General features: G+C 53.0%; 17 protein-coding genes. 6 read left to right on the forward strand and 11 right to left on the reverse strand.

Going from position 1 to position 17,103, the window contains the following annotated elements; genetic code table 11:
• Positions 1-3 precede the first annotated feature (3 nt).
• From folK to UNDYM_RS03155, 5 genes are read right to left on the reverse strand one after another with little or no spacing between them, the layout of a single operon-like run.
• Positions 4-501 (reverse strand): 2-amino-4-hydroxy-6-hydroxymethyldihydropteridine diphosphokinase, encoded by a 498-nt coding sequence (gene folK, locus UNDYM_RS03135; protein ID WP_162039728.1) that lies wholly within the window; start codon positions 499-501, stop codon positions 4-6.
• Positions 498-1,853 (reverse strand): polynucleotide adenylyltransferase PcnB, encoded by a 1,356-nt coding sequence (pcnB, locus tag UNDYM_RS03140; RefSeq protein WP_162039729.1) that lies wholly within the window; start codon positions 1,851-1,853, stop codon positions 498-500. Before pcnB ends, folK begins: the two co-directional genes overlap by 4 nt.
• Complete coding sequence (locus UNDYM_RS03145; protein ID WP_162039730.1) at positions 1,850-2,539, reverse strand: HAD family phosphatase; 690 nt, start codon at positions 2,537-2,539, stop codon at positions 1,850-1,852. Before UNDYM_RS03145 ends, pcnB begins: the two co-directional genes overlap by 4 nt.
• Before the next feature lies 1 nt (position 2,540).
• Positions 2,541-3,236, reverse strand: a complete 696-nt coding sequence (gene hda, locus UNDYM_RS03150; RefSeq protein ID WP_162039731.1) for a DnaA regulatory inactivator Hda — start codon at positions 3,234-3,236, stop codon at positions 2,541-2,543.
• On the reverse strand, positions 3,233-4,318 hold the full coding sequence (locus tag UNDYM_RS03155; protein WP_162039732.1) for an AI-2E family transporter: 1,086 nt from the start codon (positions 4,316-4,318) through the stop codon (positions 3,233-3,235). Before UNDYM_RS03155 ends, hda begins: the two co-directional genes overlap by 4 nt.
• Positions 4,319-4,484: 166 nt before the next feature.
• Between UNDYM_RS03155 and purM the strand changes: the two genes are divergently transcribed.
• The 6 genes from purM (at position 4,485) to UNDYM_RS03185 (ending at position 9,434) form a co-directional block, all read left to right on the forward strand.
• Entirely contained in the window at positions 4,485-5,528 is a 1,044-nt protein-coding gene (gene purM, locus UNDYM_RS03160; RefSeq protein ID WP_162039733.1) for a phosphoribosylformylglycinamidine cyclo-ligase, read from the forward strand.
• A 552-nt stretch (positions 5,529-6,080) separates the two neighbouring features.
• Entirely contained in the window at positions 6,081-7,193 is a 1,113-nt protein-coding gene (locus UNDYM_RS03165; RefSeq protein ID WP_162039734.1) for an HAF repeat-containing protein, read from the forward strand.
• Between the two features lie 87 nt (positions 7,194-7,280).
• Positions 7,281-7,736 carry a lysozyme inhibitor LprI family protein gene (locus tag UNDYM_RS03170; RefSeq protein ID WP_162039735.1) on the forward strand — a complete coding sequence of 152 codons (456 nt, stop codon included), beginning with the start codon at positions 7,281-7,283 and terminating at the stop codon, positions 7,734-7,736.
• A gap of 128 nt (positions 7,737-7,864) precedes the next feature.
• Entirely contained in the window at positions 7,865-8,299 is a 435-nt protein-coding gene (locus UNDYM_RS03175) for a hypothetical protein (protein WP_162039736.1), read from the forward strand.
• A 2-nt stretch (positions 8,300-8,301) separates the two neighbouring features.
• Entirely contained in the window at positions 8,302-8,820 is a 519-nt protein-coding gene (locus UNDYM_RS03180) for a tetratricopeptide repeat protein (RefSeq protein WP_197740972.1), read from the forward strand.
• Between the two features lie 23 nt (positions 8,821-8,843).
• Entirely contained in the window at positions 8,844-9,434 is a 591-nt protein-coding gene (locus UNDYM_RS03185) for a hypothetical protein (RefSeq protein WP_162039737.1), read from the forward strand.
• Between the two features lie 99 nt (positions 9,435-9,533).
• On the opposite strand, the gene UNDYM_RS03190 is transcribed toward UNDYM_RS03185, so the two are convergent.
• From UNDYM_RS03190 to UNDYM_RS03215, 6 genes are all read right to left on the reverse strand, one after another.
• Positions 9,534-10,502, reverse strand: coding sequence for a phosphotransferase family protein (locus tag UNDYM_RS03190; protein WP_162039738.1), 969 nt, complete (start codon positions 10,500-10,502; stop codon positions 9,534-9,536).
• 119 nt (positions 10,503-10,621) lie between these two features.
• Positions 10,622-11,773, reverse strand: coding sequence for a hypothetical protein (locus UNDYM_RS03195; protein ID WP_162039739.1), 1,152 nt, complete (start codon positions 11,771-11,773; stop codon positions 10,622-10,624).
• Positions 11,774-11,912: 139 nt separating this feature from the next.
• Entirely contained in the window at positions 11,913-12,776 is an 864-nt protein-coding gene (gene rapZ / locus UNDYM_RS03200; protein ID WP_162039740.1) for an RNase adapter RapZ, read from the reverse strand.
• A 20-nt stretch (positions 12,777-12,796) separates the two neighbouring features.
• Positions 12,797-13,738 carry an HPr(Ser) kinase/phosphatase gene (hprK, locus tag UNDYM_RS03205; protein WP_162039741.1) on the reverse strand — a complete coding sequence of 314 codons (942 nt, stop codon included), beginning with the start codon at positions 13,736-13,738 and terminating at the stop codon, positions 12,797-12,799.
• Between the two features lie 103 nt (positions 13,739-13,841).
• Entirely contained in the window at positions 13,842-14,315 is a 474-nt protein-coding gene (locus tag UNDYM_RS03210) for a PTS sugar transporter subunit IIA (protein WP_162039742.1), read from the reverse strand.
• Positions 14,316-14,417: 102 nt separating this feature from the next.
• Positions 14,418-17,096, reverse strand: a complete 2,679-nt coding sequence (locus UNDYM_RS03215; RefSeq protein ID WP_162039743.1) for an EAL domain-containing protein — start codon at positions 17,094-17,096, stop codon at positions 14,418-14,420.
• Positions 17,097-17,103 lie beyond the last annotated feature (7 nt).

Raw genomic sequence — 17,103 nt, forward strand, 5'->3', positions numbered from 1 at the left:
CGCTCAGGTAATGGGTAATTCTTGTATGCGTTGCTCAGCCACCGCAGCGACATAGCTTTGCGCACGGCCTTTGCCGGGAATGCTGATATCGGCAGACAGTTGCAGCAGGGGCAGCAGCACAAAAGCGCGTTCTGTCATGCGTGGATGGGGGACTTGCAGGTCGGCGGTATTGATTTCTTCATCGCCATACAAGAGCAAGTCCAGGTCCAGGGTGCGCGGTGCATTGCGGTAGGGGCGCTCGCGACCATGCGCGAGTTCTATGGCTTGCAGGTGTTGCAACACGTCGGTGGCACTCAGGCTGGTGGCGAGTTCTGCGACAGCATTGACGTAATCGTCACCGCTAGAATCGATGGGCGCACTGCCAAACAGGGCAGAGCGCGCCACGAGTGTGGTGTCCGGCAATTGCGCCAGCGCATTTATGGCTTTGCTGACACTGGCCCTGGCATCACCAAGGTTGGCACCTATACCTATGAAAACCTGCAAATTCACTCGCACACTCATTCGGCTGCTGCGGCTGCCTTGCGTGGGGCACGGCGGCGGGGCTTGCGTTTTTTGGGGCCAGCTTCGGCTGCTTTGGGTTTTGTATTTATCAGGCGGTCACGCTCTACGCTGTCGCCTTCCATGAAATCTGTCCACCATTCACCGATTTCTTCATCGATTTCACCGGAGGCACAACGCAGCAGCAAGAAGTCATAACCAGCGCGCAGGCGCGGGTGCTCCAGCATCTTGTACGGGGTCTTGCCTACGCGCTTGTCAAAGCGTGGCTGCATGGCCCAGATGTCGCGCATGTCCGATCCTATCTTGCGCTGTATCGCCAGAGCGTCAGTTTGGGTATTGAGTACATCATCGGCAGCGAGGTGCAGGGCAGGGATGGGGAATTCACCGGCGGCTTTATAGGCTTCCCATTTCTCGACGACCTGGTGCCACAGCAAGGAGGCAAACAAGAAGCCGGGTGAGACGCCCTTGCCCTGTTGCACGCGTTCATCAGTATTGGCCAGCGCCAGGGTGACAAATTTTTCGCCCAGGGGTTGTTCCAGTACTACGTCCAGCAGGGGCATCAGGCCATGGTGCAGGCCTTCTTTGCGCAATTGCTGCAGGCAGGCCATGGCATGGCCGCTGGTCAGCAGTTTCAGGGTTTCATCAAACACACGCGCGGCAGGTACATTGTTGATCAGCGGTGCCATCACGGCGATAGGGGCGCGGGTGGATGCATCGATCGTGAAGTTCAGTTTTGCAGCAAAGCGCACCACGCGCAGCATGCGCACCGGGTCTTCGCGGTAACGGGCTTCTGGCACGCCTATGATGCGCAGGGTTTTCTTTTTGATGTCTTTCATGCCGCCGTGATAATCGAGCACGGTCTGTGTGGCCGGGTCGTAATACATGGCATTCACAGTGAAGTCGCGACGGGCAGCATCTTCATGTTGTTCACCAAAGGTATTGTCGCGCAAGACACGGCCATGTTCGTCCTTGGGTGCGCCATCGGTGGCTGCACCACGGAAGGTGGTGACTTCCAGCAAATCCTGCCCAAACATCACGTGCACGATCTGGAAGCGGCGGCCTATGATAAAGGCGCGGCGGAACAGGCGCTTGACCTGTTCAGGCGTTGCATTGGTCGCAATGTCAAAGTCCTTGGGTTTGACACCAGTCAGCAAGTCGCGCACGGCCCCGCCGACCACGAAGGCTTTAAAGCCATTCTCTTGCAGGGTCTGGGTGATGCGTATGGCATTCGCAGACACCAGTTGCGGGTCTATGCCGTGGTCTTTAGGACCCAGCACAGTTGGCTTTTGGTTGGCGCTGGCGACATCGCTCTTGTTTTTTACGCCCAGTATTTTGCGAATAAATTTCTTGATCATTGCTTGTCAAACAGGTGAAGTTGAGGCCAACCTTTTGCCAGTGCATGGGCACTTAATTTGGCATTGGGGTTGGTTGCGACAGGATGGCTGACGCGTTCCAGCAGCGGTATATCGTTTTGCGAATCGCTGTAAAAATAACTATGGTGAAAGTCGCTGAGTTGCTTTAATGGCGTAACTTCCTGCTTCGCCAGCCAGTCTGCCAGATGGGTGATCTTGCCTGGGCCAGAGCTGGGCACGCCCAGCAGTTTGCCGGTGATATTACCAGTGGCATCGAGCTCAGGCTCTGCCGCCATCAAGTGTTGCACACCCAGTGCCGTGGCGATGGGGGCAGTGACAAAGCGGTTGGTGGCGGTGATGATGGCGATCAGGTCATCCTGATCCTGGTGCTTCTTGATCAGGTCATAAGCCGCGGGCAACAGGGCTGGCTGTATGACTTCCTGCATGAACTGCTGATGCAAGTCATCCAGTTTGCTGCGGGGGAATTGCGCCAGTGTGCCCAGAGCAAATTCCAGATACTCGACCGGGTCCAGTGTGCCAGCCTGGTATTGTGCAAAAAACGCTGCATTGCGGCGGGCAAATTCGTCGGCATCGACAGCGCCAACGCGACACAGGAACTGGCCCCATTCAAAATCAGAATCGATGGGGATCAGGGTGTGGTCAAGATCAAATAAGGCGATATTACGCATGCTATTCTGTCATGTTGTCAGGGTCCTGCTGTTGTTGCAGCATCAGTTCGCGCAACAGTGGCAGGGTGATGGGGCGCTTGGTGACCAGGGAATAATGGTCCAGCTGGTCCAGGATATTGCTCAGCGTACTCATGTCGCGGCGGTAATGGGTAATCAGATAGGGTAACACGCCGGGGGATATCTGTATGCCGCGCGCCTGGGCCGCTTTTTCCAGTGCGGCTATCTTGTCTTCGTCCGTCAGGCCATGCACCTGGTAGATCAGGCCCCAGCCAAAGCGGGTGCGCAAGTCGTCACGTACATTCAAAATCATCGGAGGGCGGTTGCCTGCGCCTATCAAAAAACCACCACGTGCACGTGCTTCATTGAACAGATTGAAGGCGGCAATCTGGTTCAGCGGCGACAATTGGTCGCAATCGTCAAGCAGGTAGAGACTCACGCCCTCGGTAAAGTCAAAGGCAGATTCTGGCGCATCAGCCGGGATATAGCGTGCCGTGGCATCTGCTGCCAGTGCATGCAGCAAATGCGTCTTGCCAGCCCCAGGCTCACCCCAGATATACACAGAGCGCTCGCCGTACTGACTGGTAATGCGCTGGTCAAACATGCCCAGCAATTGCGCCAGCTCAGCATTTTGCCCCACCACAAAGGTGGCGAGGGACGGCAACTTTTGCGCGTCCAGGTCGAGTAATAATTGCCTCATGTCTGGCTATAAAAAGGACTGTTCAGGTAAGACGTGCGTATGTGCTTGACGGCGACCGAGATCACGGCTGATGCTGGCAGGGCAATTAAAATGCCGATGAAGCCAAACAGTTGCCCGAATGCCATCAAGGCAAAAATCACGGTCAGCGGGTGCAAGCCTATGCGTTCGCCGACCAGGCGTGGCGTCAGGTAAAACGATTCCAGCATCTGTCCTATGCCATAGATGATCGCGACTGACATCAGGCCGCTAAAACCATCAAATTGCAGGATAGCACCTATCAGCGCCAGTACCAGCCCCAGGCCATAACCAAGATAAGGGATGAATACCAGAAAACCGGTAATGATGCCGACCGGCAAAGCCAGGTCAAAACGGGCGATGCTGAGTGCGACCGAGTAATACACCGCCAGTACGATCATCACCAGGATCTGGCCGCGCAGGTATTGCGCGAGGATATCATCAACTTCTTCTACCGCATTGGCCACGCTTTTGACAAAACGGCGCGGGATGAAATGGCTCAGGCGTTTGATCAGTGAATGCCAGTCCATCAGCAGGTAAAACAGCACGATGGGGATCAGCAGCAGATTGGCAACCATGCCCAGCACGGCAGTGCCGCCGACACGGATGGAATTCAGTACCGCCTTGCCGATCACGTCACCGCTATTGGCCATCTGTTCGGTCAACAAGGCTTTGATGCCGGTGCTGTCCAGACGCACCTTGATACCAAATTCTGACAGCATGGGCGTCAGCATTTCATCAAGCTTGTTGAAGAAGCTGGGTATCTGGTCTTGTAATTGTGGCACTTCTTTTTGCAATATCGGTATCATGATCAAGACCATGGCCAGCGCGGCGGCGATCAGTATCACAATGACCAGGGTCGCCGCAACCGAGCGCGGCAGGCCAAATTTCTTGATACGCAGGGCACACAGCTTGTCGACCCAGGGTGTCAGCACATAAGACAATATGCTGGCGACGATAAAAGGCATCAACACCGGGCCCAGCAGCGACAGCAAGCTCAGTAGCGCAATTGCCACGGCCAGCCACAGCATGGATTGTTTTTGCTCCGACGTAAAAGAAAGTGGCATGTTTTTGGCTAAATAGTAGTCAAGAAGTTATCGAATTTGCTGCCTGGCCCAAAATACAGCGTATTTGCGGTCAATATACGCGGTCAATTTGTTAAAATAGCGGTTTTGCCGGACTTTTCTGGCAATTTCTCTATTTTACCGCCTCCTGCCCCTATTGCCGAATATCATGAGCACTTCTACCCCTGTTTCTCTCTCTTACGCCGACGCTGGTGTCGATATGGTTGCCGGCGATGCGCTGGTTGATGCCATCAAACCCTTTGCCAAACGCACCATGCGCGAAGGTGTCATGGCTGGCATAGGCGGTTTTGGCGCCATGTTTGAAGTCAGCAAAAAATACAAGGAACCAGTCCTGGTTTCCGGTACTGACGGCGTGGGCACCAAGCTGAAACTGGCTTTCCACCTCAACAAGCATGACACGGTAGGCATAGACCTGGTCGCCATGAGCGTTAATGACATCCTGGTACAAGGCGCAGAGCCGCTGTTCTTCCTCGACTATTTTGCCTGCGGCAAACTTGATGTTGCCACGGCAACTGATGTCATCAAGGGCGTGGCCTTTGGTTGCGAACAGGCTGGTTGCGCCCTGATCGGTGGCGAAACTGCTGAAATGCCATCCATGTATCCAGATGGCGAATACGACCTGGCTGGTTTTGCCGTTGGCGCAGTCGAAAAATCCAAAATCATTGATGGCAGCAAGATACAACCGGGTGACGTTATCCTCGGCCTGGCATCTTCCGGCATCCACTCCAATGGCTTTTCGCTGGTGCGCAAGATCATTGAAGTTGCCAAGCCAGACCTGAATGCGGACTTCCATGGCCGCAGCCTCGGCGACGCCCTGATGGCACCAACCCGCATCTACGTCAAACCTTTGCTGGCCCTGATGGAAACCCTGGAAGTCAAAGGCATGGCCCACATCACCGGTGGCGGCCTGGTAGAAAACGTCCCGCGTGTACTGGGTGACAAACTGACCGCCGTCCTGCATAAAGACGCATGGACACTGCCACCGCTGTTCACCTGGCTGCAACAACACGGCGGCGTGGCAGATGCAGAAATGCACCGCGTATTTAACTGCGGCATAGGCATGGTTGTCATCGTTGCGGCTGAGCAGGCTGATGCAGCCCTGGCACAACTGACTGCTGCTGGTGAGTCTGTCTATAAGATTGGTGAGATACGTGCCCGTGAAGGTAATGAGCATCAGACTATCGTTGTTTGATGGCGCGAGTCTGAGCCGGGTGAGTTGATTCAGCCGCTTTGAGAATGTACAAAAACCCAGTCATGTTTGACTGGGTTTTTTATTTGTTGCGTTCAGTATGAGTATTTGACCTTGCCCGACGCTGAGCCTCTGGGCACGTCTTAACGCACCGGTTTCAGTATAGGCATGTCGGGGCGGGTATAGTCATATCATTCATATCCTTGCTTGTTAAAACAGCTTCGTGCACGTAGTACTCACTGTTAGAATTCTCAGGCAGCCCAGGCATACTTTAGCGGTGCTTCATTTAAGCGTTCACGGCGAATTAATGCGCTTTACTGTCTGGGCTTGCACCCTCTTTGCCATTTGCCTAGGCGAGGCTTCACGGGCGCAACTTGGCACCCCAGCATCTGGCAAGCTGGCACGGGCCGCGCGTCCTGGTGAATTTCAAAAAAACCTCACTACGTCTCAATTGACGGTAGCAAATAATAATCATTTATCTTTATTGCCAAATAATAATCCTGTATATTTGCTTGCAAATTCCCCGTAAGACCTCCCTCCAGAAAGGATACCTGTATGCACCCTGCATTGCGTAATTCGTTGTTTCTGCTGGCTTTGATCGGTGGCCAGGCTGTTGCCTCGACGAGTCATTCTTTGGGTATAGAGCGCAAGCAGTATGGCGAGTCGATTGCCTATGACATGAATGCAGCAGGGCAGGTCGCTGCCGTCATCAAGGAAAAAGATGGCACGGCTCACGCCGTGTTCTTTGAAAAGGGGAAGCTTGTCAAGCTGGAGTTGCCGGGCGAAACCGAGAGCGAGGCCAAGCGCATCAATGACAAGGGGGAGATCGTCGGTTCTTCAAAAAAAGGGGAAATATGGCGCGCATTCATTCGCACCCGCGATCATGGCACCCAGGACCTGGGCACGCTGGGTGGCCCGAATAGTTATGGTGCTGCACTCAATCAGACTGGCCAGGCTGCCGGGTTTTCTGATACACCAGAGCGTGACTGGCATGCCTTTCTGTACACCCCTGGTGAACCGCTAAAAGACCTTGGCACTCTTGGTGGCAGGGTCAGTTATGCGAGCGGCATCAATAACCAGGGACAGGTGGTTGGTTCTTCCATGATCACCGATGGCACGCGCCGCGCATTCCTCTATGATGCTGCCAGCGGTATGAGGGATCTGGGCACTTTGGGTGGCCGCACCAGTTCAGCAACGGCTATCAACGACCATGGCATCGTCGTAGGTGCATCAGAAATGAAAGACCGCCGCTGGCATGCCTTCATGCACGATGGCAAACAGATGATAGACCTGGGTGCAAAAATCGGCTTTGGTGACAGCTTTGCCACCGGCATCAATAACGAAGGCCATGTCGTTGGCGTAGTTGATACTGCAGACCTGCGCCTGTCCTTTGTCTGGCGCGACAATAAAATGACGCTGCACGCGGCCGGTAAAAGCCTGTACCTGACCAATGCCATCAACGACGGTGGCCAGGTCATAGGCGCCAGTTATGACCGTGGCCTGTATGCCGCTACCATGCCTTCGAATGCCATTCCTTTCGTGGATATGGGCGGTAATAAAATCCTCGGTTTTAATCTAGTCATGCTATTGCTGGCACTGACTATCGCGATTTTCCGCAAGCGCCTGAAGGGCTTGTTTTTTGAGAGCAAATTGTTTTTCAGAACCTGATCCTCTTTAATTACCGGGCCTGACTAAAATATGTAATACTCTTATGGCAAGTATTTTTATGCTTATCAGGGGCGGCACATCGTTGCAATGAAGCTTCAAACTCCTGATAAATTTCATCTATCCATCAAACGTATGCAATCCAGATACAAATTCATCTTCATCTTGACCGCAGCTTTGAGCGCAGGCCTTTCATTTCCAGCATATGGCAGGGCTGTACCAGCACGTAGTGCCGAATATAGTAAGTGCATGGAAAAATCAGAAGGGGTAGATCCAGCCATGCTTGATTGCACTTCTGCTGAATACAGCCGTGTCGACAAACGTCTCAATAATGCCTATAAAAAATTGATGGGTAAACTCAAGGCAGAGCGAAAAAAGGAGTTACAGGAAGTGCAGCGTTTGTGGCTGAAATTTACAGATGCCAATTGTCAATTTTATTATGATCCTGACGGTGGTACATCTGCCAGATTAAGCTCGAATGAATGCAGTGTAACTGCCAGAATATTGAGAGCTGAAGAGCTTGAAATGCTCACTCCAGACTATTGAACTATGGCAGTCTGTACAGCGTATAAGACCACAGAGTAAGCGTAACAGGCTGCCTGCTCACATCACTTTGGTGCGGATAGAAAAAACCTGTCCGCACTTTGAAATGCTGAGTTTATCAAAAGCAGTACATGTCCCTGATCCAGATTGCGTACCAGGCACCTGTGAACGGATGGCTGGCGCTGACACTCACTCTTGATGGCAAGACCATTGAGATTGATGCTTCAGATGTTCCCAATAATCCTGTTGAAGAACTTGCTGCCGCTATTCAAAGCGCGGCGAGTGGCCTTGATGCGTCCGTTTGGTGGAACCTGGAGCCAGCGGGATACTTCATGTACTTTGAGCGATTTTTGGCAGAGGTGAGGCTCAGGATAGAATATGCCGATGACGGCAAGCGCAGCCATGCGAAAGAAGTCGCCATCATTCTGGGAAGTCCTGCCCAGACATTGAAACCCTTCTGGCGATTCCTGCGCGAGTTTCAATCACATTCTTATGGTGAACCGCATTGGCCTGATGTGGATTATGGGCGCATCCAGCAGATCAAAACTTTATTGGAAAGTAATTGAACGTGCATCACATCATGACTACGCCGGACGATCATTGGGAAGAAAGACTGGCGGCTCTGTGGGCAGAGTTTGACGCGACAGAAGCACAGAGCTTCATCGCCCGGATGGACGCACTGGCTGCAGAGTTGCCACCTGATGCCGCCACAGGGCTGTTTGAACGCGGCGGCGCACGGGATTCTTGCGGTTTTACTGAACTGGCGATTCCCCTGTATAAAGCTGCTCTCGAAAATGGCCTGACAGGTTTGCGCCGCCGTCGGGCAAATATACAAATGGCCAGCTCCATCCGTCACCTGGGTGATCCGCAAACTGCGGCTGACCTGCTGTTTGCTGAAATGCAGCAAGGCAGTGATGAACTCGACGGTGCCGTACGCGGCTTTCTGGCCCTGGCGCTGGCAGATCTGGGGCGCGAACGTGAGGCACTTGCGCTGGGTTTGACTGCGCAGGCAGGATATCTGCCGCGCTACAATCGTTCGCTGGCGCGGTATGCTCAGGGGCTGGTAGAAAATACGGACGTTGCCTGATATCAGAGAAATTTTTACATAACATGCCGACGAAAAAACTAAAAACCTTGCTCGCAAGCTTGCTACTTGGCACCGCCTGCATCACCGCCTTTGCCGATACCAGCCTCAAAATCATCACGCAAACTGGAGCATTGGCTTTTACTGTGGATGATGACTGGGCTGTACTGAACATGCAATCCAAACTGCCAGTGGCTGCCGCAGTTTTCCAGTTACCCAACCCGGCAGACAGGCAAACGGCTGACTCGACCAACCTGGTATTGAAATTTTATGACCTCAATACTGACGCAGGGCGCACTGCCTATGATGTGCCGGTAAAACAGTATGGTAGTAACGCACCCAAGACAGAAAATGTTGATGCATGGACTATATTCCGTCAAGAAGCCCTGCAAGGCGCGACGCGCTACACTATCCTTGATGCCAGAAGAGACCAGGTGGCAGACTCAGCAAACATATCAGCGACAGCACGTTTGGCCTGGCCTCACCTGAAAGGCAATGCAAAAAAATATGATGTGCTGATGGAAGCCAGGTTTCGCAAATTCCTTAATTCTGTGCAAGGTGAATTGGGACCATATAAACAGCAAGAAAATGAAGTCATAAGAAGGCCTGCGCAATAGAGACCTGAGCTCACATGAGGCGACAGTAAGGACGCAAATCTGAGTTTGTCTCCTTATTTTGTAATGCCAAATAATTGACTGTCATCGCGTCTCTGTGTTTTACAGCGGAAACATCTGAGCAGCAACCTGTTCCCAGCTATTGCGCGGCCCATCAGCAGGAACTTGCTGCATGCAGAACGTGACATCGCAATCTGGCCTGATCAGCATATAGGCAGTCAGTTGGCGCTGCAGTTCTGCTGCGCTGATATCTGTAATTTCACCATAAGACTGCAATAGTGCCTGCAGCAGCAAGGGATTGCCTTGTGCCATGAAGATCATCGGTGTCAGGATTTCGAGGCGGTCACTATTGCCGACGATGGCATCGCCAAAATCCAGCAGGCCTGAGAGTCGCCATTGACCCTGTTCCTGCTTTGCCATCAGGTTCCATGGGTGGATATCCATGTGGATAAAGCGCGGCTTACCTGCATTGGCAAAGTCTCCTGCTGCTTCGATATACGGCATGACTTGTGCCAGCAAAATTTCAGGCATTTTCCTGCGCTGGTGCCTGGCCATGCAATCAGTAATCAGGTTCTGTATATAGTTTGGCCAATCGACCTTGATGGTGATATCCGTATCAAACTCCACACTGCCAAGGTCACGCACAAGCTGGCCAGTTTGCAGCATGATGGATCGTTTCTGTTCGATATCCAGCGATGGCCAGATGTCCGCAAGCAAAGTGCCTTGCAAGCGGCTGAAGATCACAAATACCCAGTGATCGATTTCACCGCTGGCGATGAGCCTGGGTGTCTGCAATGACAGCTTGCCTTCCAGCAGAGGTGCCACCAGAATTTCTTTGTCACCCTGACGCCGCCAGTTCGGTGGCACGAGTTTGACTATCACGCCCTCACCCAATCCAAACAAGGCATTCGCACCCAGGGGGATTTTCTCCCAAGGTTCAGCAGGCAGGTCGAATGCCTGTTGCAGGTACTTCAACACAGGCATCCAGGCTGTTAAAGGCGTATTAGCTATGAAGTCGTTACAGGCAGGATTGTCGAGATTTTGCGGCAGGCAATTGAGGGTGATGGTCATTGAACTTCGCGTCAGCAGTAAGGATGAGAGAGCAAAGAGCTTAAACTAAAAATGCAAAGACCATCAAGACATCAAGAGCATTGGGACGATTCAAACAGAAAAATGCGGTATTGGGCGCGTCAGGGTAAACGCGCATTCTCTTGTTTTAACTTGAACACTTCTGTTCCTATCGCATAACCAACAAAGCCCTTGTCCGTAGGCAGCAGACGTATCTTATTGACGGCGCGGCCCATGGGGACGTGCTTCCAGGTCTGGCCGCCATCCGTGGTCTGGTAGCCGCCTTCAATGGCACCTACCCAACCGGTGTTGGCATCAATGAAGCCAACACCAAATTCCCTGACCTTGATGTCATTGATGAGAGGGATTTCTTTCCAGCTCAGGCCGCCATCTACTGTCTTGGCAATATAGCGCTGGCTGGTGGCCGGATCAGGGTTATAGCTTTGTATGGTCACATAGCCGGTATCGCGGGTAGGGAAACTGGCTTTCCAGGTCAGCTCAAAGGGGCGGCTGGATTCATAGACTGTCTTCCAGCTTGCACCGCCATCTTTGGTCATGATGATGCGGGCGTGGGATTTTTCTGTATCACTGTCAGATGCACCAAATACAAAACCTGTCATCGCATCAAAGAATTTGACGTCCAGTATCATGCCTGTATAAGGCGTCATGTCCATGCTTTTCCAGCTGTTGCCGCCATCAAGCGAGCGCAGTAAAGTTGCCGGGCCACCGACACGTCCACCGGCATGAATGATGGTTCTTTCTTCGAGCACACCGGAGTTGATGAATTTGTTGTGTAGTATATCGATGGCGCACAGGCCCTTGATCTGTACTCCCTCAAGACCATTGGCAACTTGCCAGTTGGCGCCACCATCGCGGGTTTCATACAGGGGCGTGGTATCGGTAACGCCAGGGAAGTAATCAGTGCCTATGTTACCCGCATAGCCTTGCGTGGCATCGACAAAACCTACCGTGCGGAAGAAGGTGCCGGGTTTGGATAATTGCTCTTGCCAGTTCTGGCCACCATCCGTGGTTTTGTAAATCTTGCCGCCGCCATTCACATACCAGCCCAGGTCGGGCTGGACAAAGAAAATATCATCCTGCTTACCTTTATATGCAACGGTATTGAGTTTGCTCCAGGTAGCATCTGTACTTAATTGATAGTGCGGTGTGATGGTTTGAGGTGTGGTGCTGCATGCCGCAAGGCCCATGCATATCAGGCCGCTGAGTATAGTTGCTGTTGTCGCCGTCCAGATTTTTTGAGGTTTGATTTTCATTTTTATTTTGGAATGAAGTAGAGACGGTTTGGACTCACTCAAGGAAAGGAAGTTTCCTGAGAAATGTCTCAATCTGAGCGCAAGGCTGCGCGCACTTATACCATTCCAGTGGGATGCAGCTAAAGCGACGCCTTCGCGTTTAACTCAAACGCCTGTGCCTGACCAGCACCTGTTCCTGCGCCTTGAAATGTGCAGCGAGTTTTTCCACCATATACACTGAGCGATGCTGGCCGCCGGTGCAGCCTATCGCGACGGTGAGGTAGCTGCGGTTGTCGCGTTTGAATGCTGGCAGCCATTTGGCGATGAATTGCTGGATGTCGGCAAACATGTCATCGACCATCGGTTGTTCTTTGAGGAACTGGATCACGGGTTCATCGCGGCCTGTCAGCGGACGCATGATGGGGTCGTAGTGGGGGTTGGGCAGCATGCGGACGTCGAAGACAAAGTCGGCATCCAGCGGCACGCCTATCTTGAAGGCGAAGGATTCGAACATCAGGGTCAGCGGGGTGTGGCCTATTTCTATGACGTCCTTGACCCAGGCGCGCAGTTTGTTGGCACTGAGGTCGCTGGTGTCGATGACGTGGGAGACCAGTTGTATACCTGAGAGGATTTCGCGTTCTTCCTGTATGCATTCAGTCAGGCTGAGCCTGTCGCCGGGCTCTTTGTCCAGACCAAGCCGGTGTGACAGCGGGTGGCTGCGGCGGGTTTCTGAAAAGCGGGCGACCAGGGATTCTGTACTGGCTGTCAGGAACAGGACTTTGACATCATGGCCTTCGGTGCGCAGTGCCTTGATAGAATCTGGCAGGCTGGTCAGCAAGTTCGCGCTGCGGCTATCGATGGCGATGGCGGCGCTGGGTATGCCTTCTTTGGTCAGGGTATTGACCAGGTCAGCTAGTAAACTGGGCGGCAGATTATCGACGCAATAGTAGCCTGCATCTTCAACCACATTCAGGGCTACCGATTTGCCGGAGCCGGAGATACCAGAGATAAGCAGGATTTCCATGGGATGTACTCAGCAGGTATTTAGTCACCGTTTTCCATGGCGCGGCGTTGCCGTTCCATGAAATCTTCCAGCGTATTAATACCACGTAATTGCAGGATGGTATTGCGCACAGCTGCTTCCAGGAGAACCGCGATATTGCGGCCTGCAGCAACCGGGATCACGACTTTTCTGATGGGCAGGCCCAGCACTTCTTCAGTCTGCGAGTCGATAGGCAGGCGCTCGTAATTTTCTTCGAGGGTGCTGCGTCTCACCAGATGCACGATGAGCTTCAGGCGCATCTTGCGGCGCACTGCGGTTTCACCAAAGATGGTCTTGATATCAAGCAGGCCCAGGCCGCGCACTTCGAGCAGGTTTTGCAAGAGTTCGTGGCAACGGCCTTCTATCATATTCGGGGCGATGCGCGAAAATTCGACGGCATCATCGGCCACCAGGCCATGGCTGCGTGAAATCAGTTCCAGCCCCAATTCACTCTTGCCGAGGCCGGATTCACCGGTGATGAGAACACCTACGCCCAGCACGTCCATGAAAACGCCATGCATGGTGATTTTTTGCGCGAGTTTTTTCGACAGATACACGCGCAAATAATCAATGACTTGAGCGGAAGGGTAAGGCGTGGAAAACAGCGGGATATTATTGTCGTCGCAAGTCGTCAAAAATGCCGGTGGCGATTCCAGACCTTGTGCCACGATCAGGGCAGGTGGTGCACCGGCGACGAGTTCACGCATGAGGTTATTGCGTGAGGCATTTGACAGGCGGTTGTAATACGACAGTTCCTGATGCCCCAGCACCTGTATGCGGCCAGGGTGGATCAGGTTTAAATGCCCGACCTGGTCGGCAGAAGATGCGGCGTCGCCCGTGATTTGCTTGTCCGCGCCAGAGAAACCGGCAAACCAGCCAAGTTGCATGGTATCGCGGTTATCGTCGTAGATTTTTTGTACCGTGAGTTCTGTCAATGATGGCATGGCTATATGTGCTGACTCTGACGATGTGATACTGGGTGACTGGGAGGGATAGATTGACGAGTCTGGCAGCCATGCGCATGCATGGCATACTCAGACAGGAAAATCAGGCATTGCCTGGCAAATTCGGACGCCATGCCATGATTTTTTCATATATCGCGGCAGCGCTGGCTTCAGTATTGAGGCAGTCGCGGAAAGTTTCGTTTGACAGCATTTCTGCCACTTCAGACAAGATTTCCAGATGCTGTTGCGTGACATTGTCAGGCATGAGCAAGAAAATCAGCAGGCTGACCGGCTGGCTGTCTGGTGATTCAAAAGGAATCGCTTCCCTGAGCCTGACCAGGGCCGCAATCGGTGCCTTCAGGCCCTTGATACGGCCATGCGGGATGGCCACGCCATGGCCCAGCCCGGTAGAGCCCAGGCGTTCGCGGGCAAACAGGTTATCAGAGACAACCGAGCGCGCTATGCTGCAATTATTTTCGAATAACAGCCCGGCCTGTTCAAATGCTCTTTTTTTGCTGGAGACTTCCAGATCCAGGAGTACGTTGTTCAGAGGCAGGATTTTTGCAATATTCGTCATGGTGCAAGATCGTTTTACAGCGAAATGGTGCGATGCACAAAATTAGGTTTTGACAAATTATAGGCTTCTTTTGGCTGATATGCGCAAAACCTGACAACACTTTTAACGAACGTTGTCTCTCAGTAATTTTTCAAATTTATCAACAGGCAGGGGTTGACTAAAATAAAAACCCTGCATCTCCTGACAGCCAGAGTCAGCCAGGAAGAACATCTGGTCGGCTTTTTCCACCCCTTCGGCAGTAACGCTCATGCCCAGCGCATTAGCCATGGCGATGATGGCGTGCGTCAGGACAACGGAATCAGGGTTGCCCGGGATATCGCGAATGAAAGAGCGGTCTATCTTGAGATTGTCGATAGGAAAACGCTGCAAATAAGATAAAGAAGAGAAGCCTGTGCCAAAGTCGTCGAGCGAAATACTGATGCCCAGCTTTTTGATCGCGTCAAAGACCGGCAGCAGCAAGTCTATATCACCCATCAGCAAGCCTTCGGTAATCTCAAGTTGCAGGGCAGATGGCGGCAAACCAATTTCTTGCAGGATTTGCTCTATATATTTGGGCAGGCCAGGGTCCTGGAATTGCTTGGGCGAGATATTTACGCTGATGACCATGTCCGGCGCATATTGCTCACGCCATAGCTGGGTTTGCAGGCAGGCCTGGCGCAAGATCCAGCGGCCCAGCGGCAAAATGAGGCCAATTTCTTCTGAGATGGGGATAAATTCGTTAGGTGGTACCAGGCCTACATCCGGCATTTGCCAGCGTATCAGGGCTTCGGCACCGACGATGCGCGAGGTGCTGAGACAGATTTTTGGCTGGTAATACACGAGGAATTCATTGTCGGTCAGGGCGCGGCGCAGATTGGTTTCCAGCGCATAACGGTGCTGGGCACGGACATTGAGTTCAGTCGTGAAGAACTGGTAATTATTACGACCAGATTCCTTGGCATGGTACATGGCAGAATCGGCACAACGCATGAGCGTAGGACCATCTTCACCGTCATGTGGATAAACCGCAATGCCTATGGAGGTACCCAGGTGATATTCATTGCCATCAATGACGAAAGGATCGCGCATGCGGGCCAGGACGCGCTCAGCCAGGTCCTTGAGTTGCATGGCATCTTCAAAGGCTTCAGCAACGATGACGAACTCATCACCACCAAGGCGGGCCAGCATGTCGGTCGTGCGTATGCAGGAACTCAGGCGCGAAGATACATCACGCAAAAGTGTATCGCCAGCCGCATGGCCAGCGGTGTCATTGACGTTCTTGAACCTGTCGAGGTCAAGGAAGAGCAGGGCCAGGCGGTGCTGGGTGCGCTTGGCACCCGCCAGTGCCTTGACCAGGCGCTGGTTCAGTTGGTGGCGGTTCGGCAAACCAGTCAGGGCATCGTAAGAGGCCATGAAATGCAATTGCCTTTGCGTCTCGCGCACTTCTGTCGTGTCAGTGAATGAGATCAGTACGGCAGATACCGAGGCGCTGCTTTTTTTGTTAATGGGCAGCACGTTGACGAGCAGCCAGACTACAGAGCCATCGCGCAGTTCTACCCCCATCGACAAATTCAGGATAGGGGTTTTGCTGCGGAACACGACAGAGGCCGGATCATCGCCCATGCGTATCGATTGTCCCTCGTCACCGAGTATGTTCTTGAAGTAGCGATGGCGCCTGCCTACGGTGGTGATATCTTCTATCTTCAGGATGCGCTGGGCGCTGGGGTTGCAGGTCAGGATCTGGCCATTCGGGCCTATCACCATGATGCCTTCACTGAGATTGGTCACCACGGAGCGATAGCGTTCTTCGCTTTCCTCCAGGCTTTGTTCCATGTTCTTTTTGTCGATGGCCAGGCCAATGAGGTCACAGGCATCCATCATCATGGCCTGCTCATCTTCATTTGGGCTATGTACCATCTGGTGATACACATCGACCGTGCCCAGCAGCGTGTTGAAAGCCGTCGTAATAGGCAAGGACCAGCATGAACGCAAACCATAGCGCAGGGCCGGTTCACGCAAATTCTTCCATAGCGGGCTGACAGCAATATCCTGGACTATCGTGGTGCGCTGGTAATAAATCGCCGCCGAGGCCGAACCCGAGCTGGTATCTACAGGCACATTGCCGAGCAAGGCGCAAAAACCGTCAGGCAGCGAAGGGCCAGCACCAAAACTCAGTTGCTGGCTGCTGGCGTCATACAAGGTGATGGCGCACAAAGCGCCATTGTCGAGCAAGCGCTCCATGCGGTCACAGACGTCTTCGAGAATATCGGTCAAAGGTTTGTCGAGCGCGATCATCTCGAGAATTTCTTTCTCGTGATGCAGGGCTTCATGGACGCGGCTGGATTTGTAACGGACTTGATCAATCAGGGGCAGGGCGGTGACGGTAGCGCTGGAACGGGAACTGCTGCGGGGAGTGATTTCGCGCGCCGTCAGCAAGATGGCGGTTTGTTCATTGAAACTGAATTGCGTGCCCCGGACTTCTATATCTAACAATTGACCATCAAGCCGTATGCACTGACAGGTATGCTTGCTTTGCGCCCCATCCTGCCTTAGTTTTTGCAATATGGTTTTGGCACCTTCATGATGCCGTCCATGCAGGAAGGCCTCAGGCTTGAGGCCTATCAACTGCTGCGGGTCTCCGGCATGCATGAGTTCTGCACCTGCCGGATTGGCATACACGAGGTTGTCGTCGATCAGCACATACATCGCATCCGGGTTATGTTCCAGCAAGGCCAGATGCCAGTCTTGACTGGCGACAGGCTCGCGTGTGCTAGTACTTGAAAACGGGACCGGAATTATCACGACGACA

It is taken from the genome of Undibacterium sp. YM2 (assembly GCF_009937975.1).
In the GTDB taxonomy this organism is placed as follows: Bacteria; Pseudomonadota; Gammaproteobacteria; order Burkholderiales; family Burkholderiaceae_D; genus Undibacterium.

What these genes read in the sequence shown, in the direction of transcription:
- UNDYM_RS03165 (WP_162039734.1), top strand. Translation starts at nt 6,081, where the DNA reads ATGCACCCTGCATTGCGTAATTCGTTGTTTCTGCTGGCTTTGATCGGT.
- purM (WP_162039733.1), top strand. Translation starts at nt 4,485, where the DNA reads ATGAGCACTTCTACCCCTGTTTCTCTCTCTTACGCCGACGCTGGTGTC.
- rapZ (WP_162039740.1), bottom strand. Translation starts at nt 12,776, where the DNA reads ATGGAAATCCTGCTTATCTCTGGTATCTCCGGCTCCGGCAAATCGGTA.
- UNDYM_RS03210 (WP_162039742.1), bottom strand. Translation starts at nt 14,315, where the DNA reads ATGACGAATATTGCAAAAATCCTGCCTCTGAACAACGTACTCCTGGAT.
- UNDYM_RS03195 (WP_162039739.1), bottom strand. Translation starts at nt 11,773, where the DNA reads ATGAAAATCAAACCTCAAAAAATCTGGACGGCGACAACAGCAACTATA.
- UNDYM_RS03170 (WP_162039735.1), top strand. Translation starts at nt 7,281, where the DNA reads ATGAAGCTTCAAACTCCTGATAAATTTCATCTATCCATCAAACGTATG.
- hda (WP_162039731.1), bottom strand. Translation starts at nt 3,236, where the DNA reads ATGAGGCAATTATTACTCGACCTGGACGCGCAAAAGTTGCCGTCCCTC.
- UNDYM_RS03175 (WP_162039736.1), top strand. Translation starts at nt 7,865, where the DNA reads ATGTCCCTGATCCAGATTGCGTACCAGGCACCTGTGAACGGATGGCTG.
- pcnB (WP_162039729.1), bottom strand. Translation starts at nt 1,853, where the DNA reads ATGATCAAGAAATTTATTCGCAAAATACTGGGCGTAAAAAACAAGAGC.
- UNDYM_RS03190 (WP_162039738.1), bottom strand. Translation starts at nt 10,502, where the DNA reads ATGACCATCACCCTCAATTGCCTGCCGCAAAATCTCGACAATCCTGCC.
- hprK (WP_162039741.1), bottom strand. Translation starts at nt 13,738, where the DNA reads ATGCCATCATTGACAGAACTCACGGTACAAAAAATCTACGACGATAAC.
- UNDYM_RS03155 (WP_162039732.1), bottom strand. Translation starts at nt 4,318, where the DNA reads ATGCCACTTTCTTTTACGTCGGAGCAAAAACAATCCATGCTGTGGCTG.
- UNDYM_RS03185 (WP_162039737.1), top strand. Translation starts at nt 8,844, where the DNA reads ATGCCGACGAAAAAACTAAAAACCTTGCTCGCAAGCTTGCTACTTGGC.
- UNDYM_RS03145 (WP_162039730.1), bottom strand. Translation starts at nt 2,539, where the DNA reads ATGCGTAATATCGCCTTATTTGATCTTGACCACACCCTGATCCCCATC.
- folK (WP_162039728.1), bottom strand. Translation starts at nt 501, where the DNA reads ATGAGTGTGCGAGTGAATTTGCAGGTTTTCATAGGTATAGGTGCCAAC.